The sequence below is a fragment of the Brevundimonas naejangsanensis genome (genome assembly GCF_003627995.1).
Classification (GTDB): Bacteria; Pseudomonadota; Alphaproteobacteria; order Caulobacterales; family Caulobacteraceae; genus Brevundimonas; species Brevundimonas naejangsanensis_B.
In genome coordinates this window covers 1,718,486-1,733,513 of the sequence record NZ_CP032707.1, presented here as the reverse complement: position 1 = coordinate 1,733,513, position 15,028 = coordinate 1,718,486, and the positions used below count along the sequence as shown (strand labels likewise).

14 protein-coding genes are annotated in these 15,028 nt (G+C 71.3%); 6 read left to right on the top strand and 8 right to left on the bottom strand.

From position 1 onward, the window contains the following. The first annotated feature begins 22 nt into the window (after positions 1–22). The 3 genes from D8I30_RS08105 (at position 23) to D8I30_RS08095 (ending at position 1,703) form a co-directional block, all read left to right on the top strand. Positions 23–301, top strand: a complete 279-nt coding sequence (locus tag D8I30_RS08105) for a FliO/MopB family protein (protein WP_121482296.1) — start codon at positions 23–25, stop codon at positions 299–301. A 200-nt stretch (positions 302–501) separates the two neighbouring features. Further along, positions 502–1,302, top strand: a complete 801-nt coding sequence (gene fliP, locus D8I30_RS08100; protein ID WP_121482295.1) for a flagellar type III secretion system pore protein FliP — start codon at positions 502–504, stop codon at positions 1,300–1,302. A gap of 122 nt (positions 1,303–1,424) precedes the next feature. Then, positions 1,425–1,703: an HU family DNA-binding protein gene (locus D8I30_RS08095; protein ID WP_121482294.1), complete on the top strand. Its 279-nt coding sequence runs from the start codon at positions 1,425–1,427 to the stop codon at positions 1,701–1,703. A 277-nt stretch (positions 1,704–1,980) separates the two neighbouring features. On the opposite strand, the gene D8I30_RS08090 is transcribed toward D8I30_RS08095, so the two are convergent. Then, positions 1,981–4,809: a hypothetical protein gene (locus D8I30_RS08090; RefSeq protein WP_121482293.1), complete on the bottom strand. Its 2,829-nt coding sequence runs from the start codon at positions 4,807–4,809 to the stop codon at positions 1,981–1,983. A gap of 230 nt (positions 4,810–5,039) precedes the next feature. Here D8I30_RS08090 and D8I30_RS08085 point away from each other — a divergent pair, with 230 nt between their 5' ends. Next, complete coding sequence (locus tag D8I30_RS08085) at positions 5,040–5,411, top strand: DUF983 domain-containing protein (protein WP_346426494.1); 372 nt, start codon at positions 5,040–5,042, stop codon at positions 5,409–5,411. Between the two features lie 134 nt (positions 5,412–5,545). Here the strand turns inward: D8I30_RS08085 and D8I30_RS08080 are convergent, their stop codons facing one another. The 4 genes from D8I30_RS08080 to D8I30_RS08065 all read right to left on the bottom strand — a co-directional run bounded on the left by D8I30_RS08080 (position 5,546) and on the right by D8I30_RS08065 (position 9,370). Next, positions 5,546–7,936, bottom strand: a complete 2,391-nt coding sequence (locus tag D8I30_RS08080) for a TonB-dependent receptor (RefSeq protein WP_121482292.1) — start codon at positions 7,934–7,936, stop codon at positions 5,546–5,548. Between the two features lie 117 nt (positions 7,937–8,053). Beyond that, positions 8,054–8,380 carry a hypothetical protein gene (locus D8I30_RS08075; protein WP_240387181.1) on the bottom strand — a complete coding sequence of 109 codons (327 nt, stop codon included), beginning with the start codon at positions 8,378–8,380 and terminating at the stop codon, positions 8,054–8,056. Beyond that, positions 8,325–8,801 (bottom strand): hypothetical protein, encoded by a 477-nt coding sequence (locus D8I30_RS08070; RefSeq protein ID WP_240387180.1) that lies wholly within the window; start codon positions 8,799–8,801, stop codon positions 8,325–8,327. Before D8I30_RS08070 ends, D8I30_RS08075 begins: the two co-directional genes overlap by 56 nt. Positions 8,802–8,893: 92 nt before the next feature. Continuing rightward, entirely contained in the window at positions 8,894–9,370 is a 477-nt protein-coding gene (locus D8I30_RS08065) for a helix-turn-helix domain-containing protein (protein ID WP_240387179.1), read from the bottom strand. A gap of 174 nt (positions 9,371–9,544) precedes the next feature. Here D8I30_RS08065 and D8I30_RS08060 point away from each other — a divergent pair, with 174 nt between their 5' ends. Then, positions 9,545–10,348: a prepilin peptidase gene (locus D8I30_RS08060; protein WP_346426474.1), complete on the top strand. Its 804-nt coding sequence runs from the start codon at positions 9,545–9,547 to the stop codon at positions 10,346–10,348. On the opposite strand, the gene D8I30_RS08055 is transcribed toward D8I30_RS08060, so the two are convergent. Then, complete coding sequence (locus D8I30_RS08055; RefSeq protein WP_121482289.1) at positions 10,345–11,169, bottom strand: hypothetical protein; 825 nt, start codon at positions 11,167–11,169, stop codon at positions 10,345–10,347. The two genes, D8I30_RS08060 and D8I30_RS08055, sit on opposite strands and share 4 nt — an antisense overlap. Positions 11,170–11,462: 293 nt before the next feature. On the opposite strand from D8I30_RS08055, the gene D8I30_RS08050 reads away from it, so the two are divergent. Then, entirely contained in the window at positions 11,463–12,041 is a 579-nt protein-coding gene (locus tag D8I30_RS08050) for an OmpA family protein (RefSeq protein WP_121483447.1), read from the top strand. A gap of 80 nt (positions 12,042–12,121) precedes the next feature. Here D8I30_RS08050 and cueR read toward each other — a convergent pair whose 3' ends face one another. After that, positions 12,122–12,520: a Cu(I)-responsive transcriptional regulator gene (cueR, locus tag D8I30_RS08045; protein WP_121482288.1), complete on the bottom strand. Its 399-nt coding sequence runs from the start codon at positions 12,518–12,520 to the stop codon at positions 12,122–12,124. Beyond that, positions 12,517–15,000: a heavy metal translocating P-type ATPase gene (locus D8I30_RS08040; protein ID WP_121482287.1), complete on the bottom strand. Its 2,484-nt coding sequence runs from the start codon at positions 14,998–15,000 to the stop codon at positions 12,517–12,519. The genes cueR and D8I30_RS08040 overlap by 4 nt, the downstream gene beginning before the upstream one ends. Between the last annotated feature and the right edge of the window lie 28 nt (positions 15,001–15,028).

The following is a 15,028-nucleotide window of genomic DNA, read 5'->3' as shown; positions in this document are numbered from 1 at the left end:
GTGCGTCTGGGGCTGCATCCGCATGAACTTCCTCGATCTGTTCCGGGCGATCTTCGGCCTGGCCATCACCCTGGGCATCATCGGCCTGGCCGCCTGGGCGGCGCGCCGCTACGCGCCCGAGTTCCTGGCCCGCTTCCAGGGGCAGCAAGGCCAGGTGCGGCGGATGAAGGTCATCGAGACCCTGGTGCTGGACCCGTCGCGCCGCCTGGTCCTGGTTCGCGTCGACGAGGAAGAGCGGCTGATCCTGCTGGGCGAGGGCCGCGAACTGATCGAGCCGCGCCAGCCGGGAGGCGTGAAGTGAGCGGCCGCCAGCACAGCGCCTCTCCCTCCCCGTCCCGGGGAGGGAGGTCGCGCAGCGACCGAGTGGGGGCGGCTTGGCGATCCTGGGCGCCGTCCTTCTTGAAGCCGACCGGGTCGCGTTTGAATAGCCCCGCCGCCCCCACCCGGCTTCGCCCTGCGGGCTTAGCCACCCTCCCCGGGACGGGGAGGGAGAGGCAGAGCGTGTTCGCCCTCCCCACGCGCGCCGAACTCAAGCGCGCGGCCCTGCTGTCGCTGATCACCACCGCCCTGTGCCTGATCTGGCCGCTGGGCGCCCTGGCCCAGGAGGTCGCCCAGGGCGGATCGGCCATCAACATCGACCTGGGGACCGGCGCGGGCCTGACCCAGCGGGTGGTGCAGTTGGTCGGGCTGATGACCGTGCTGTCGCTGGCGCCGTCCATCGTCATCATGACCACCAGCTTCGTGCGAATCATCGTGGTGCTGTCCCTGCTGCGCACGGCGCTGGGGATGCAGCAGTCGCCCCCCAACGCCGTCCTGGTGTCGCTGGCCCTGTTCCTGAGCGCCATCGTCATGGCCCCGACCTGGCAGGACGCCTATGATTCGGGCATCCGGCCCCTGATGGATCAGCAGATGGAGCTGCCCCAGGCCTTCGATGCGGCCTCCGAGCCGGTGAAAACCTTCATGCTGTCCCAGGTGAAGCCCGACGACCTGTCGCTATTCACCCGCCTGTCGCGCGTGGAGCCCCCGGCCGACGTGCAGGACCTCCCCTTGAGAGTGGTCACCCCGGCCTTCATGATCAGCGAGCTGAAGACCGCCTTCACGATCGGGTTTCTTCTTTTTGTTCCGTTTCTTGTGATCGATCTGGTGGTCGCCAGCGTGCTCATGTCCATGGGCATGATGATGCTGCCGCCGGTGGTGGTCAGCCTGCCCTTCAAGCTGATCTTCTTCGTGCTGGTGGACGGCTGGCGGCTGGTCGCCGGAAGCCTGGTCGAGAGCTTCCAGAGGGCGGCCGGCGGGGGATAAATCCCCAGCCAGCAAGGCCTTCCGGCCGATGCGGGCTTGCAAAGCTATCAAAAACCGTCGTTGATCCCCTGGTCCTCGCTCGGCGCTTCTTTCCGGGCGACCACCATTGGGAAACAACCCTCATGACCACTCAAGCCGAACTGATCGCCGCCGTCGCCAAGGACGCGGGCGTTTCGCAAGCTGACGCCGGCAAGGTGCTGACCGCCATCGTCGAGAACATCCACAAGTCCCTGAAGGCGGGTGGCGACATCCGCATCTCGAACCTGGGCGTGTTCGACACCGCCGAGCGCGCCGAGCGCGAAGGCCGCAACCCGGCCACCGGCGCCACGATCAAGATCCCGGCCTCGAAGGCCGTGCGCTTCCGCGTGTCGAAGCCGCTGAAGGACGCCGTCAACGGCTAAGCCTTTCAGGCGCGTCCGGTCCTCCTCGCGGGGAGCGGGCGCGCTCTGGCTCCCCTCTCCCGGTGGGAGAGGGATTGAGCCTCCAAGAGCGCAGCGATTGGAACAGGCGAAAGGGTGAGGGTTCTCGGCATAAGTCGGCGCAAGCGGCCGCTCGGCGCCTGAACGTCAAACCTTTAGCCCCTCACCCTTTGGCTGCTGCGCGCCGCCCTTCGGGTCGCTTAGCGGATCGCCTTCGGCTCTCCGAAGCTCAAGCCCTCTCCCGCGGGGAGAGGGTTTTTCAATTGGCGCCGCTCTTCGCCCGGAACTCGGCCTTGGTCTGGGTGATCCAGCCGGCGTAGGCGTCGGCCCCGGCGCTGAGGGCGGCGAAGTCCTGAGGACGGCCCGACCCGTCGGCCCCGTCCAGCCCCGCCAGGGCCACCCGGATGGCGCCGGGCGAACGCGCCCCCTCGGCGAAGCGGGCGTAGTTCCTCGACAGGCGGTTCAGCGCCGCCGCGTCCCGGGCCAGGGAATAGCCCGCGCCGGCGCGAATCAGCCGGGTCTCCTCGACCTCGGTCAGCGGCACGGCCGTCTCCTTCCAACGGTCGGCGAGGCGCTGCTCGTAGAGGGCGGCGGCCGCCCCCCACTGCTGCTGCTTCCACAGAATGTCGGCGCGCACGTCGCGCGCGGCCGGCGAGGCGTCCTTGCCCAGCACCTCCAGCGCATGATCGTAGCGGCCCAGTTCCATCAGGGCGCGGGCCTCCAGGGCGCGGCGCTCAATGTTCATGGCGGTGGGCAGCAGGGTCGTGCGCGACGTCCACAAGGCCTGCAGCGCCTCTTCCGGCTGGCGGTTCATCAGATAGACGGCGGCCAGATTGGTCGAGACTTGGGCCTTGGCCACGCCGTCCAGCCGGTTGTCGGCCTGGTATTTCAGCAACTCCGCCGCTTGGTCCAGCAGGTCGACGTCGATCAGGCGCCGGGCCAGGCGGCGCACCATCTCGTCGCCGTCGGCGCCCACCGGCGTCAGCTCGCGGAAGTCGAAGAACAGCGCCAGGGCCTGCACCGGCTGCAGGCCGTCGGCCGCGCCTTCCAGGAACAGGGCGCGGAAGGCGTTGTCCAGATCGGCTTGCAGCCGGTCCCCGCCCGGCAGGGTGACAATCTTCGGTCCGGCCGTCTTGAGGGTGGTCAGGGCCTCGCGATAGCGCCCCTGCGACAGATAAAGCTCGCCCAGAGTGCGGATCACCGCCAGTTCGGTCGCGTCGCCGCGCCAGCGCCATTTCAGCGCTTCCAGCTGGGCGGCGGCCGCATCGGCCTTCAGCGTTCCCTTGGCCATCTCCAGCTTGATGACGCCCAGGCGCGCGGGCGTGGCGATGCCGTCCAGCGGCGCGCGGGCCACGGCCTTGTAGAGGGCCAGGGCGCGGTCGGGCTTCTGCTCCAGCTCGAACAGGCGGGCCTGGACCAGGCGGGCGGTCAGTTGGTCGGGCGCCGAGACGCCCGGCTGGCTGAAGACATAAGCCAGCAGTTCCCGCGCGGCGTCGGCGTCGCCGGTCTCGACCGCCGCCATGGCGTGGGCCGCGCCGAAGCGGGCGCGCCATTCGGGGGCGAAGCCGTCGACCACGCCCGCCCCGGCCGCGAACAGGCGCCGCGCCCTGGCCCAGTCGCCCTGCTGGGCGGCGATATAGCCCTGCCACACCTTGGTCGAAGGATCGCCGGCCAGCGCCCCGGAAGAGAAGTCGGCCTCCGCCTCGGCGAAACGGCCTATGGAGGCGCGGGCGGCGCCGCGCAGGCCGCGCACCTCAACCACCCCCTGCATGGCGGGGGTCTGCTTGACCAGGGCGTCCAGCGCCCCGATCGCCTCGAACCCCAGACCGTGCCCCACCAGGAAGCGCGCGTAGGCCAGCCGCGCCTCGATCGGCGCGCGCGGGTCCTCGGCGGCGCGGCCGCTTTCGCGTTCGGCCGCGTCGCGCAGGGCGCGGTGGCGGGCGATAAAGCCGCCCTCGCTCGCGTCGGCGGCCCATTCGGCAAGGATTAGGGCCGGGCGCAATGCGGCGCGCGGGGCGTTGCCTCTCTCGGTCGCCGCCGCCAGCCGCGCCGTCGGCGAGGACAGGGTCAGGCCGCGCGGACGCGTCACCGTGACCAGGTCCCCGTCGGCGACCACGGTCAGGTCGTCGGTCGGAGTCTCGACCGCCAGGCCGTGGGCGGTGGGCAGGAAGCCGGCGTCCACCGTGCGACGCCCCGTCTTCAACCCCTTGCCGGGGGCCAGGGCGGTGACGGCGGCGAAGCGGTCGCCGATCATGGGGTCGGTCAGCCAGACGGTGCGGGTCGCCCCCGCCATGCGCGCCGTCAGCGACGCCTTGACCGCGTCGTCGCGCTCGACGTCGACGCCGCTCGGCGTCGGGGCGGTTCCGCCGATGGTCACGACCCAGGCGGAGCCCTCGGCGCGGGCGGCGACGGCCTGGCCCGGTTCGATTGGAAGGCGGACGGCGGTGAAGTCAGGACCGGCCGCCCAGCGGGCGCCGTCCAGCCCCTCGCCCTTCATCTCCATGCGGGCGGCGTGGTCGAAGACAGCCCAGACCGCCTCCCCGCGCCGGAAGACGGCGGCGCCGACGGGGCCGCTCCAGGCGAAGCGCAGCACGGTCTGCTGGCCCTTGACCTCGGCCGCCACCGGCACCGCCCCGCCGATGGGCACGGGCGAGGGCCGCGCGCCGTCGCCTTTCGCACCGGGGGCGTAGAGGTTCAGCCAGACGGCGCCGTCGGCGATCCCGCTGGTCGCGCCCGCCCCCTCGGCCAGGGTCAGGACCAGCTCGGTCGCCCCCTGGGCGGCGCGGGTCTCTATCTTCTCCAGTCCCTTGGGCGGGTCGACCCGCAGGCGGCTGACGTCGGGGGCGGCGGTCGTGCCGATGCGGATGACGACGGTGCGGCCGTCCTGGCGCACCCGCGCGCGCGATCCCACGACGCCGGCGAATTCGATCTTGGTGAAGCCGGCGTTGGCGCCGATGCGGATTTCGACCGGCGCGCCCGCCTGGGACTGCGCCGGAGACGGGGCCAGGGGCGCGAAGACGACGACGCCCGCCGCGGCGGCCGCCACGGTCGTCTGCAGAACGCGCTTCTTGGCGGAGGCCCCGGACATATCCCGCGCATGCTCGCGCGAAGGGCTTTAATCGCGGTTAACGGGAGTTAAAGCCGCGGCCCGGCGCGACGTGGGACAAAACACCCGCTTGCACGAGGGGGTCGAAAGGCGGACATCGGCTCACGTTGTTCGCCGTCAGGATCCTTGCCGTGTCAGATTCCGCCTATCCTCCCTTGAGCCCGCTCAAGACCGGCCTGCGCGGCCGTTGTCCGCGTTGCGGCGAAGGCCCGGTGTTCAAGGGCTATCTGCAATTGCGCGACTCGTGCTCGAAGTGCGGCCTGGACTACGGCTTCGCCGATCCGGCGGACGGCCCGGCCTTCTTCGTCATGTGCGCGGTCGGCGTGGTCGGCATGGTCGCCTTCATGATCTTCGAATTCAGCCTGCACCCGCCGCTGTGGGTGCACGCCCTGGTGACCTTCCCGGTCCTGGCGATCATGTGCCTGGGCGTGCTGCGGCCGTTCAAGGGCTGGATGGTGGCCGAGCAGTATTTCCACAAGGCCGAGGAAGCCACCTTCATCAGCGTCGGCAAGCACGGCGAAGGCTACGGCTGGCGCGGCCAGGCCGAGCGCGCGGCCAAGGCCGCGGCCCGCGACAAGACCTGAGACCAGGCCGCTCCCGCCTTTCCTTCTCCCCTTGTGGGAGAAGGCGGCCCTTCAGGGCCGGATGAGGGGGCTCGCCTCGTCAGATAAGGGGCGCGAGGTGAACGTCCCGCACCCCCTCATCCGTCAGCCTCGAGTCAGCGCATCACCCGCAACGTCACGCCCACCGTGCGCGGCGCGCCGAGGAAGGCGCCGAGGGTGCCCGACTGGAAGGGCGCGCCGAAGGCCACCTGGCGATAGTCCTGGTCGAACAGGTTCTTGCCCCACAGCTCGACGCTCCAGGCGTCATCCCTGGCCAGGGCGACGCGGCCGTCGACCAGCCAGAAGCCGGGCTGGCTCTTGGCCGGGTCCAGGTCCGAGCCGGTGTTGTATTCGGACGAATACTTGGCCGTCAGGGTGACGCGCCCGGTCAGGCCCGCGCCCACCGGCCGTTCATAGGTCCCGGCCAGCGATCCGCTCCACAGCGGGGCGAAGTTCAGACGACGCCCGGCCAGCAGCGGCAGGCCGGCGATGGGATCGTCGCCGTATTCGGTCTGGGCGTAGGTCACGCCGCCCTGCAGCGACAGCCCCTCGAACGGCAGAAGCATGACGTCCGCCTCGACGCCCTTGGCCCGCACCTCCGGGATGGAGCGGACCAGGAAGGTCGTGCCCAGGAAGGTGTTCAGCTGGAAGTCGTCATAGGTCTGGCGGAAGGCGGCGGCCGACACCAGCAGGCGGCGGTCCAGCATCACGCTCTTGACCCCGGCTTCCCAGGCGTCGGCGGTTTCCGCCCCGAAGGCGCGCGAGGCGTCGGGGACGCGGTTGGTCTGCCCGCGATCCAGGTTGAAGCCGCCGTTCTTGCGGCCGCGCGACCAACCGGCGTAGAGGCGCACGCCCTCGCCGGCCTGATATTCAGCGCGGGCTAGGCCGGTCCAGGCCTCGTCCTTGACCGTCTCGGTCGTCTTCAGGCCGTTGAAGGCCGGGTTCGACCACGGCAGGCACAGGGTGCCGTTGATGACGCCATTGGCCAGGGCGGCGGCGCAGGCGCGGCCGCCGTCGGTGTTGTCATAGGCCGCGCTCATGTCCTTGGTTTCGTGGGTGCGGCGCAGGCCCCCGGTCAGGGTCAGGCGGTCGGTCACGGCGTAGGAAGCCTGGGCGAACAGGGCGGCGCTCCGGGCCGTCTGCCAGTAGCGGTCCAGCTGCCCCTCGCCCTCGACGAAGCTCTGCCCCACCGGCAGACCGGTCAGGGTCGAGACGAAAGCCGGATCGCCCAGCGGATTCGTCGCCGAGCGCGACAGCAGGCGGCTGACGTAGCCTTCATAGTCCGCGCCGTAGAACAGGCTGTCGCGACGCGTCAGCTTCTCGTCCGACAGGAAGGCGCCGGCGGCCCAGTCCAGGCGGCCGCGCTGGCCCGACAGGCGGACCTCCTGCGTCAGGGTGCGGAAGCGGTTGGACCAGCTGCCGTCGTCGGGGCGATAGGCCAGGTCGGCCGAGGTGAAGTCCCAGTCCTGGCTGATCACGCCGCGCCAGTCGCGCACGGCCGAGGTGCTTTCCAGCCTCGCCCAGCCCAGGTCGGCGCTCAGGTGCAGGGCCAGGCCCTTGTCGCGGATGCGGGTGCTGGTGTCGCGGTTGGAATAGGCCACGCGGTCCCACGGCTTCGGCGTCGCCGCCACCCCGCCGTCGGGCGCGAAGGTCGCCAGCAGCGGCGCCGTGCTTCCGGTCGCCAGCTGCACGCCGACGCAGCAGCGCTCGTCCCGCTCGGTCCAGTCGGCGGTCAGGCGCGCGGTCAGGTTCGGCGTGGCGCGCCACAGCAGCTGGCCGCGCACGGTGTCGTAGTGTTCGGTCTGGTCGTCGGTCGAGGTGCGCGGCCCCTCTCCCGTCTTCACCTCATAGAGGCCGTCGCGGCGACGCGCCGCGACATAGAGGCGCCCGGCCAGGACCTCGTCCACGAGCGGGCCGGTCAGGGAGGCGGAGCCGCCGCGCACGCCATAGTCGCCGAACGTCGCCTCGCCCGCCATGCGCGCGTCGAACGACGGGGCGGCGGTGACGACGTTGATGACGCCGGCGGAGGCGTTCTTGCCGAACAGGGTCGCCTGCGGCCCCTTCAGCACCTCTACGCGCTCGACCTCGCCCAGGTCGCCCAGGGCCACCCCGTTGCGGGGCCGATAGACGCCGTCGATCATGACGCCGACCGAGCTTTCCAGCCCCGGATTGTCGCCCACCGTGCCGACGCCGCGGATGCGGGCGGTGGTGAAGGTCTGGTTCGAGGTCGAGGCCACGATCAGGCCCGGCGTCAGAATCTGCAGATCCTTGATGTCGCGCACGCCCGCATCGTTCAGCAGGGGCTGGGCGGCGACCGTCAGCGACAGGGGCGTCGCCGCCAGGGGCGCCTCGCGCCGCTCGGCCGTCACCACGATCTCGGACACCTGGGTCGGTCCGGCCTCGGCGGGCGCCTCGGCCAAGCCGGTTTCGGCGAGGGCAGGTGCGGCGAAAGCGAGCACGGACAGAGAGGCGGACGCGAGAGACGCGGCGCGGAAAGCGAGAAACATGGGAGGAAAAACCGCTTGGCGGAGCGACGGCGTAAAGCTTCGTCGCGGACAGGCCCGCGATCTACCAGCCGAACGGCGCCGTTAAAACCCTTCCCTTAGGTCAGCGCTCGGTGACTTTCAGGCGCGCCCGGCCAGGGGCCCCGAGGCCTGCGGGGCGAAGCTGTGCTCGACCCGGCTGCGGTGCGGATCGACGTCGTTGCGCACGGCGCCGCCCACCCGGCACAACTGCTCCAGCCCCCGGCCGCCGCCCGCCTCGTGCGAGACGATCAGCTCCAGCAGCCGCTCGGCCTCGGCCAGGGATTCCGGCCGCTGATCCAGCAGCCAGGCCTCGACCGCGTTCAGGTCGGCCGCCAGGCCGCCGGTGCGCACCGAGGTTTCGATCGCGCGGCTATTCCATTGCCGCAGCAGCGCCCGCGCCGCCTCCAACGACCAGTTTTGAGCCATGACGCCCCTCCAGGGCGAAGCGCCGGTCGGCCTCAACCTCCCAGACGCCGAAAAATGCGGTCAGGCCGACGAGAACCCAGATGGCCCACATCAGCGTGACCTGTGCCCAGGCCAGCCGCTCGTGGGCCAGAAAGGGCGCGAAATGAGCCAGGGTGCCGATCAACTGGAAGCCTGCCGTCAGGACGATCCACCAGCGGTTCGCCCGCTCCGCCAGAATCCAGAGACCGACGAAACAAAGAGCGTCCACGAGGAAGACGCCTACATAAGCGCCCTTCCAGATCACGCCGCCGAAAGCGAAGGAACCTGCCGTCCCCAGGACCAGCAGCACCACCGCCAAGCGATCAAGCAGCCGTCCTCGCCACCACAACAGACAGAAGGCGACGACGTTCAAGGCGATCAAAATGACCTGAGTGGAAAACATCGAACGTCCAGCTTGCAGCCCATGGCGCGGCCCGGCCACCCAGGAACTGTCCTACCTATAGTCAATCATGCGCAACTCCCGCGGCGAAGGCGTCACCGCAGGCGGTCGATCATCTCCAGGACGGGATTGATCAGGCTGGCGCCGACGACCGCGATCATCATCCAGGCCAGCGCCCAGAGCAGGATCAGCCACAACACCGACCCGCCCAGCTTGCGCGGACGACGCCACTCCTTCAGCGCGACATAGCGCCGATAGAGCGCGCCCCCCGGCGCCTTCCCGCCCCCGTGAGACGTCTCGACATCCTCGGCGACGCCGGCACCTGACGCGGTTCCCGCGACGGCCGACAGGGGCGCCGTTTCCCCTGAGTAGCATTCACTCAGCCGCCGGGCGGCCTGGAGGCGGTTGGAAACGCCCAGCTTTTCATAGGCGCGGTGCAGGTGGTTCTGGACCGTGCGCGGCGACAGGTTCAGCCGCTGCGCGATCTCCTTGTCGCCCAGGCGGTCGGCGGCCAGGCGAAGAACCTCCAGTTCGCGCGGGGTCAGGCTGTCGATCTGCGAAGCTTGTCTCACGATTTCGACTATCCATCGGACCGGGTCCGCGTCCAGCCCCCTGCGTCGCGCCCCGCGCCGATTCCCGCAAGTGTCGCCGGCGCGCGACACAGCCTGAACGAGAAGCGGCATTTTGATTGCGCTCAGTCGCCCCGGCGTCGCAATAGGAGGGGTGAAAATGGCGGGAGAGACGGAATGATGCTGGCGGCGTGGACGGGAGGGCTGGGCCTGATCGTCGGCAGCTTCCTGGGCCTGGTCAGCCTGCGGCTGCCGCGCGGCGAGGCGATCGTGGTCGGCCGCTCGCGCTGCGCCGGCTGCGGACGCGCGCTGAAGCCCTGGCGGATGATCCCCGTGCTCAGCTGGGCGCTGTCGCGGGGCCGCTGCGCCGACTGCGGCGCGGCCATTCCCCTGCGCTATCCCCTGATCGAGCTGGCCGCCGCCGCGATCGGCGTCTGGGCCGCGCTGCGGTTTCCGGAGCCCGCCTGGGCCCTGGCGGGCGCCGTGCTCGGCTGGCAGCTGTTGTTGATCGCCGTGATCGACGCCGAGCATTTCTGGCTGCCCGACGCCCTGACCCTGCCGCTGTTTCTCAGCGGCCTGTTCGCCGCCGTGGCGCTGGACCCGGCGAACATCCGCAGCGGGCTCGAGTGGTCGCTGGTCGGCCCGCTGACGACGCCGCTGATCGGGGCGGCGGCGGGTTTCGGCGGCCTGTGGCTGCTGGCCTTCCTTTATAGACGCCTGCGCGGACGGGACGGCCTGGGGGGCGGCGACCCCTTGCTGCTGGGCGCGATCGGCGCCTGGGTGGGCTGGATCGGCCTGCCCAGCGTCCTGCTGTGGGCCTCGGCATCAGGGCTGAGCCTGGTCGCGGCCAGGGCGCTGCTGCGCCGCCCGATGGCGGGAACCGACCGCCTGCCCTTCGGCGTCTTCCTGGCCATCGGCGCCTGGCTGACCTGGCTCTACGGCCCGCTGGGCCTCGCCTGGCGCGGCTTGCAGGGCGGCTAGAGCGACAGCAGGTCCGACCAGCGCCAGCGGCCGCCGCCCAGGGCCACGCGCGGCGCCCCCGGCTGATCGCTGAGGGTCAGCAGGACATAGCCGTTCACCGTCTCGGCGCGGCAGGCGCGCGGCGAGAAGCCGACCGTCACCGCGATGGCCTGGCGGACGCCGGCCAGACCCTTGCCCTCTTCGCCGGGGCTCTGCATCCAGTCGCCGTTCCACATCAGGATGGCCCGGCCCGACGCGCCCGAAGCGCGATAGGCCTGAGCCAGGGCGCTGTTGATGCGGGGGTCGTTGCGCAAGGCGTCCTGCAGCCGCTTGGCCATGTCGCAGCCGCCGCCCGAGCCGCCGCCGACGCCGGAGCCGCTGCCGCCGCCCGAGCCGCCGCCCGCCCCCGCCCCCTGCCCCGCCGTCAGCGCGCCGGCCAGGGCGCCCTCGCCGAGGAAGACGTAGGAGACGCTGGGCTCGGGGGCGGCGACGGGGATGGGCTCGACCGTGGGCGAGCGGGGCGCCGGCCGGCTGGGCCGCGACGAAACGGCGGGCGCGGTTCGCCGGGCCGGCTCGGGCGTTTTGGCCGCCACGGCCGCGGCCGCAGCGGCGCTGGGCTCAGGCGCGGGCTCCGATCCGCCCGCTGGCGCGTCCGACGGCGCGGGCTGCGACGGGGCGGGCGGCGGCGCGATCAGCATCACCTCGACCGGCGGATTTTCGGGCGGATAGGTCGGGCGCTCGACCGGCGCCAGCAGCAAGGCGGCCAGAACCAGAAGGTGCGCCGTCACGCTGGCCGCCGCCGTCGCCACGCGGTTCCTCGTCTTGCGCCGGCTCGCGTTCAATCCGTCGGTTCTCCGGCTTGGCTCCGAGCTTCACGCGCGACTGGCGGCATGGCGTCGGGGCTCCTGATAAAGACACGCTTTCCCAGTATTCGATCGCGAGCAAGACCATCCGTCCGCGTCAGGATGATGGCGCCGCCCCCAAAACCCGCGCCGCCGTCCAGAAACGCTGATTGTCGAATTATTTTTACCGTCGAGCTGAACCTTTCCCGCCGTCGTGCGTCTTTGCTGCGCCGCTCCTCCGAAGGGGGACGAAGGCGCGTAACTTCCCGGAGTTGGGCCGGGCACGAAGGAGACTGAACTTGATCAAACTGACATCTAGAGCGGCTGTCGCAAGCACCGTGATCGTGCTGGCCGGCCTGGCCGCGAGCGGGTGTGCAAGCCATCGCTTCGTGCGCGATAATCTCGCCGTCGTCGACAATCGCGTGAGCCAGGTCGACGCCCACCTCTCGCAGGTCGAAGGCACCGCCGGCGAGGCTCTGGCCCGCGCCAATGCGGCCCACAAGCTGGCCGAGGGCAAGTTCCTGTATGAGGTCGTGCTCTCCGACGACTCGGTGAAGTTCCCGGTCAACCGCCACGCCCTGTCGCCCGAGGCCGAGCAACGGCTGAGCGAACTGGTCCAGCGCCTGAAGGCCGAGAACCACAACGTCTACCTGGAGATCCAGGGCCACACGGACGCGACCGGCAGCGAAGCCCGCAATGAACAGCTGGGCATGGCTCGTGCAGAAGCCGTGCGCCGCTACCTCAGTGACCAGGGCATCGCCCTGAACCGCATGTCGACGATCTCCTACGGCGAATCCAAGCCGGTGGCGTCGAACGACACCCGCGAAGGCCGCGCCCAGAACCGGCGCGTCGTCATCGTGGTGCTCAGCTAAGGTTCCACGCCAGGCGCCCTCCCCTGCCTGCAGCGTGAAGCGGCGGCGGCCTCTGGGCCGTCGCCGTCGTCACATCGGGCCTAGGAAGCGCGGCCGCCGGCCAGGTCCGACAGGATCGGACAGTCGGGACGGTCGTCCCCGGCGCAGCAATGGGCCAGGTGGCGCAGGGTGTCGGCCATTTCGCGCATCTCGCGGATGCGGGCGTCCAGGTAGGCGACGTGCTTTTCCGCCAGGGCCTTGACCTCGCGGCTGGGCCGGGCGTCGTCGCGCCACAGGGACAAGAGGCGGGTGATCTCCTCGATGGAGAAGCCCAGGCTCCGCGCCCGGCGGATGAAGCGCAGGTCGTTCAGGTCGCGCTCGGAAAAGTCGCGATAATTGCCCTCGGTCCGCTCCGCCGGGCGGATCAGGCCCTGGGCCTCGTAATAGCGGATCATCTTGGCCGAGACGCCGGTCGCCTGGGCCGCCTTGCCGATGTTCATCGCGCGGCTCCCTCGATGTGCGGCCTGAACGCCCGCAGACGCAGGGCGTTCAGCACCACGCTGATGCTGGACAGGGCCATGGCCCCGGCCGCCAGCATGGGCGACAGCAGGACGCCGAAGACCGGATACAGCACCCCCGCCGCCACCGGGATCAGCAGGACGTTGTAGCCGAAGGCCCAGGCCAGGTTCTGGCGGATGTTGGCCATGGTGGCGCGCGACAGGCCAAAGGCGCTGACCGCCCCGCGCAGGTCGCCGCCGGTCAGGATCACGTCGGCGCTCTCGATCGCCACGTCCGAGCCGCCGCCGACCGCCAGGCCGACGTCGGCCGCCGCCAGGGCCGGGGCGTCGTTCACCCCGTCGCCGACGAAAGCGACCCTGCGCTCGCCCGCCTTCATGGCCTGGAGGACGTCGACCTTGCCGTCGGGCAGGACCTCGGCGTGAACCTCGTCGATGCCCAGGCGGCGGGCGACGGCGGCGGCGGTGCGGCGGTTGTCGCCGCTGATGACCGCCACCTTCAGCCCCAGGCCGTGCAGGGCGCGGATGGCCTCGGCCGTCGTCGGCTTGATCGGATCGGCCACGGCGATGATCGCGGCCAGGCGGCCGTCCACGGCGGCGTAGAGCGGCGTCTTGCCCTCGTCGCCCAGGCGGGCCGCCGTCTCGGCGAAGACGGCGACGTCGCAGCCCAGCTCGGTCATGTAGCGGTCGGCGCCCACGGCGACGCGCGCGCCCTCGACCCGGCCGGTCACCCCCTTGCCGGGAATGGAATCGAAGTCCTGCGGCGCGGCGACGCCGAGGCCGCGCGCCTGGGCGGCCGCGACCAGGGCGCGCGCCACCGGATGCTCCGAGCGGCTTTCCAGCGCCGCGACCTGGGCCAGGACGACGCCTTCGTCGAAGCCCTCGGCCACGGCCAGGTCGGTCAGTTCGGGGCGCCCCTCGGTCAGGGTGCCGGTCTTGTCGAAGGCGACGACCTGAACGTCCCGCAGGGCCTGAAGCGCCTCGCCCTTCCTGAACAACACGCCCAGCTCGGCCGCGCGCCCCACGCCCACCATGATGGAGGTCGGCGTCGCCAGCCCCATGGCGCAGGGGCAGGCGATGATCAGCACCGCCACCGCATTGACCAGCGCCATGCCGAGCGCGGGATCGGGCCCGAACAGGAACCACGCGACGAAGGTCAGGGCCGCGACGGCCATGACGGCCGGCACGAACCAGCCCGTCACCCGGTCGACCAGGGCCTGGATCGGCAGCTTGGCGCCCTGCGCCGCCTCGACCATGCGCACGATCTGGGCCAGCACCGTCTGGGCGCCGACCTGGCGCGCCTCGAAGCGGAAGGCGCCGGTGGTGTTGAGCGTGCCGCCCGTGACCTCGGCCCCGGCGATCTTCTCGACCGGGATCGGCTCGCCGGTCAGCATGGATTCGTCGACGAAGGAGGCGCCGTCCATGACCACGCCGTCGACGGGCACCCGCTCGCCGGGGCGCACCACGACCAGATCGCCGACCTCGACCGCATCGGCGGCCACGTCCTGCTCGATCCCGTCGCGCACCACGCGGGCGGTCTTGGCCTGCAGCGACATCAGGCGGCGAATGGCCTGGCCGGTGCGCCCCTTGGCCCGCGCCTCGATCCAGCGCCCCAGCAGGATCAGGGTGACGATCACCGCCGCCGCCTCGAAATAGATGTTGGCCGTGCCCTGCGGCAGCCAGTGGGGCGCGAAGGTCGCGACCGTCGAGAAGGCCCAGGCCGCCGTCGCGCCCAGCACCACCAGGGAATTCATCTCCGGCGCGCCCCGCAGCAGGGCCGGCACGCCGGAGCGGAAGAAGATCCGCCCGGGCCCGAACAGGACGAAGGTCGCCAGGACGAAACTGATCGCCCGCCAGCCGAACTGGCCGAGGGTCTCGGCGATCCAGTGGTGCACGCCCGGAATGAAGTGCGAGCCCATCTCCAGCACGATCAGCGGCAGGGTCGCCACCCCCGCGACCAGGACCGCGCGGCCCAGGGCGCGGATCTCGGCGTCGCGCGCGGCCTGTTCGCGGTCGCCGGCGTCCAGCCCGGCGTCCTCGGGCGCCTCCAGCCGATAGCCGGCCTGTTCGACGGCGGCGGCCAGGTCCCGGAACCGCGCCGCGCCCGGCACGACGCGCACCGTGGCCCGCTCGGTCGCCAGGTTGACGCTGGCCGACAGCACGCCCGGCACGGCGGCCAGGGCCTTCTCGACCCGGCCGACGCAGGAGGCGCAGTTCATGTCGCGGACGCGATAGGCGCGCTCCTCCGTCAGCGGCTCATAGCCCGTCGCGCGCACCGCCTCGACCACGGCGGCGGCCGAGCCCTCGGGCGTCAGGACCGCCTGGGCGCGGCCGGCGGCCAGGTTGACCCGCGCCTCGGCCACGCCGGGGACGGCGCGGATCGCCTTTTCGACCCGGCCGACGCAGGAGGCGCAGGTCATCCCCAGCACCGGCAGGTCCAGGGTTCTCAAGGCAGGGGCGGGCATGACGGTCTCCTCTGGAACGTGGAAGCCC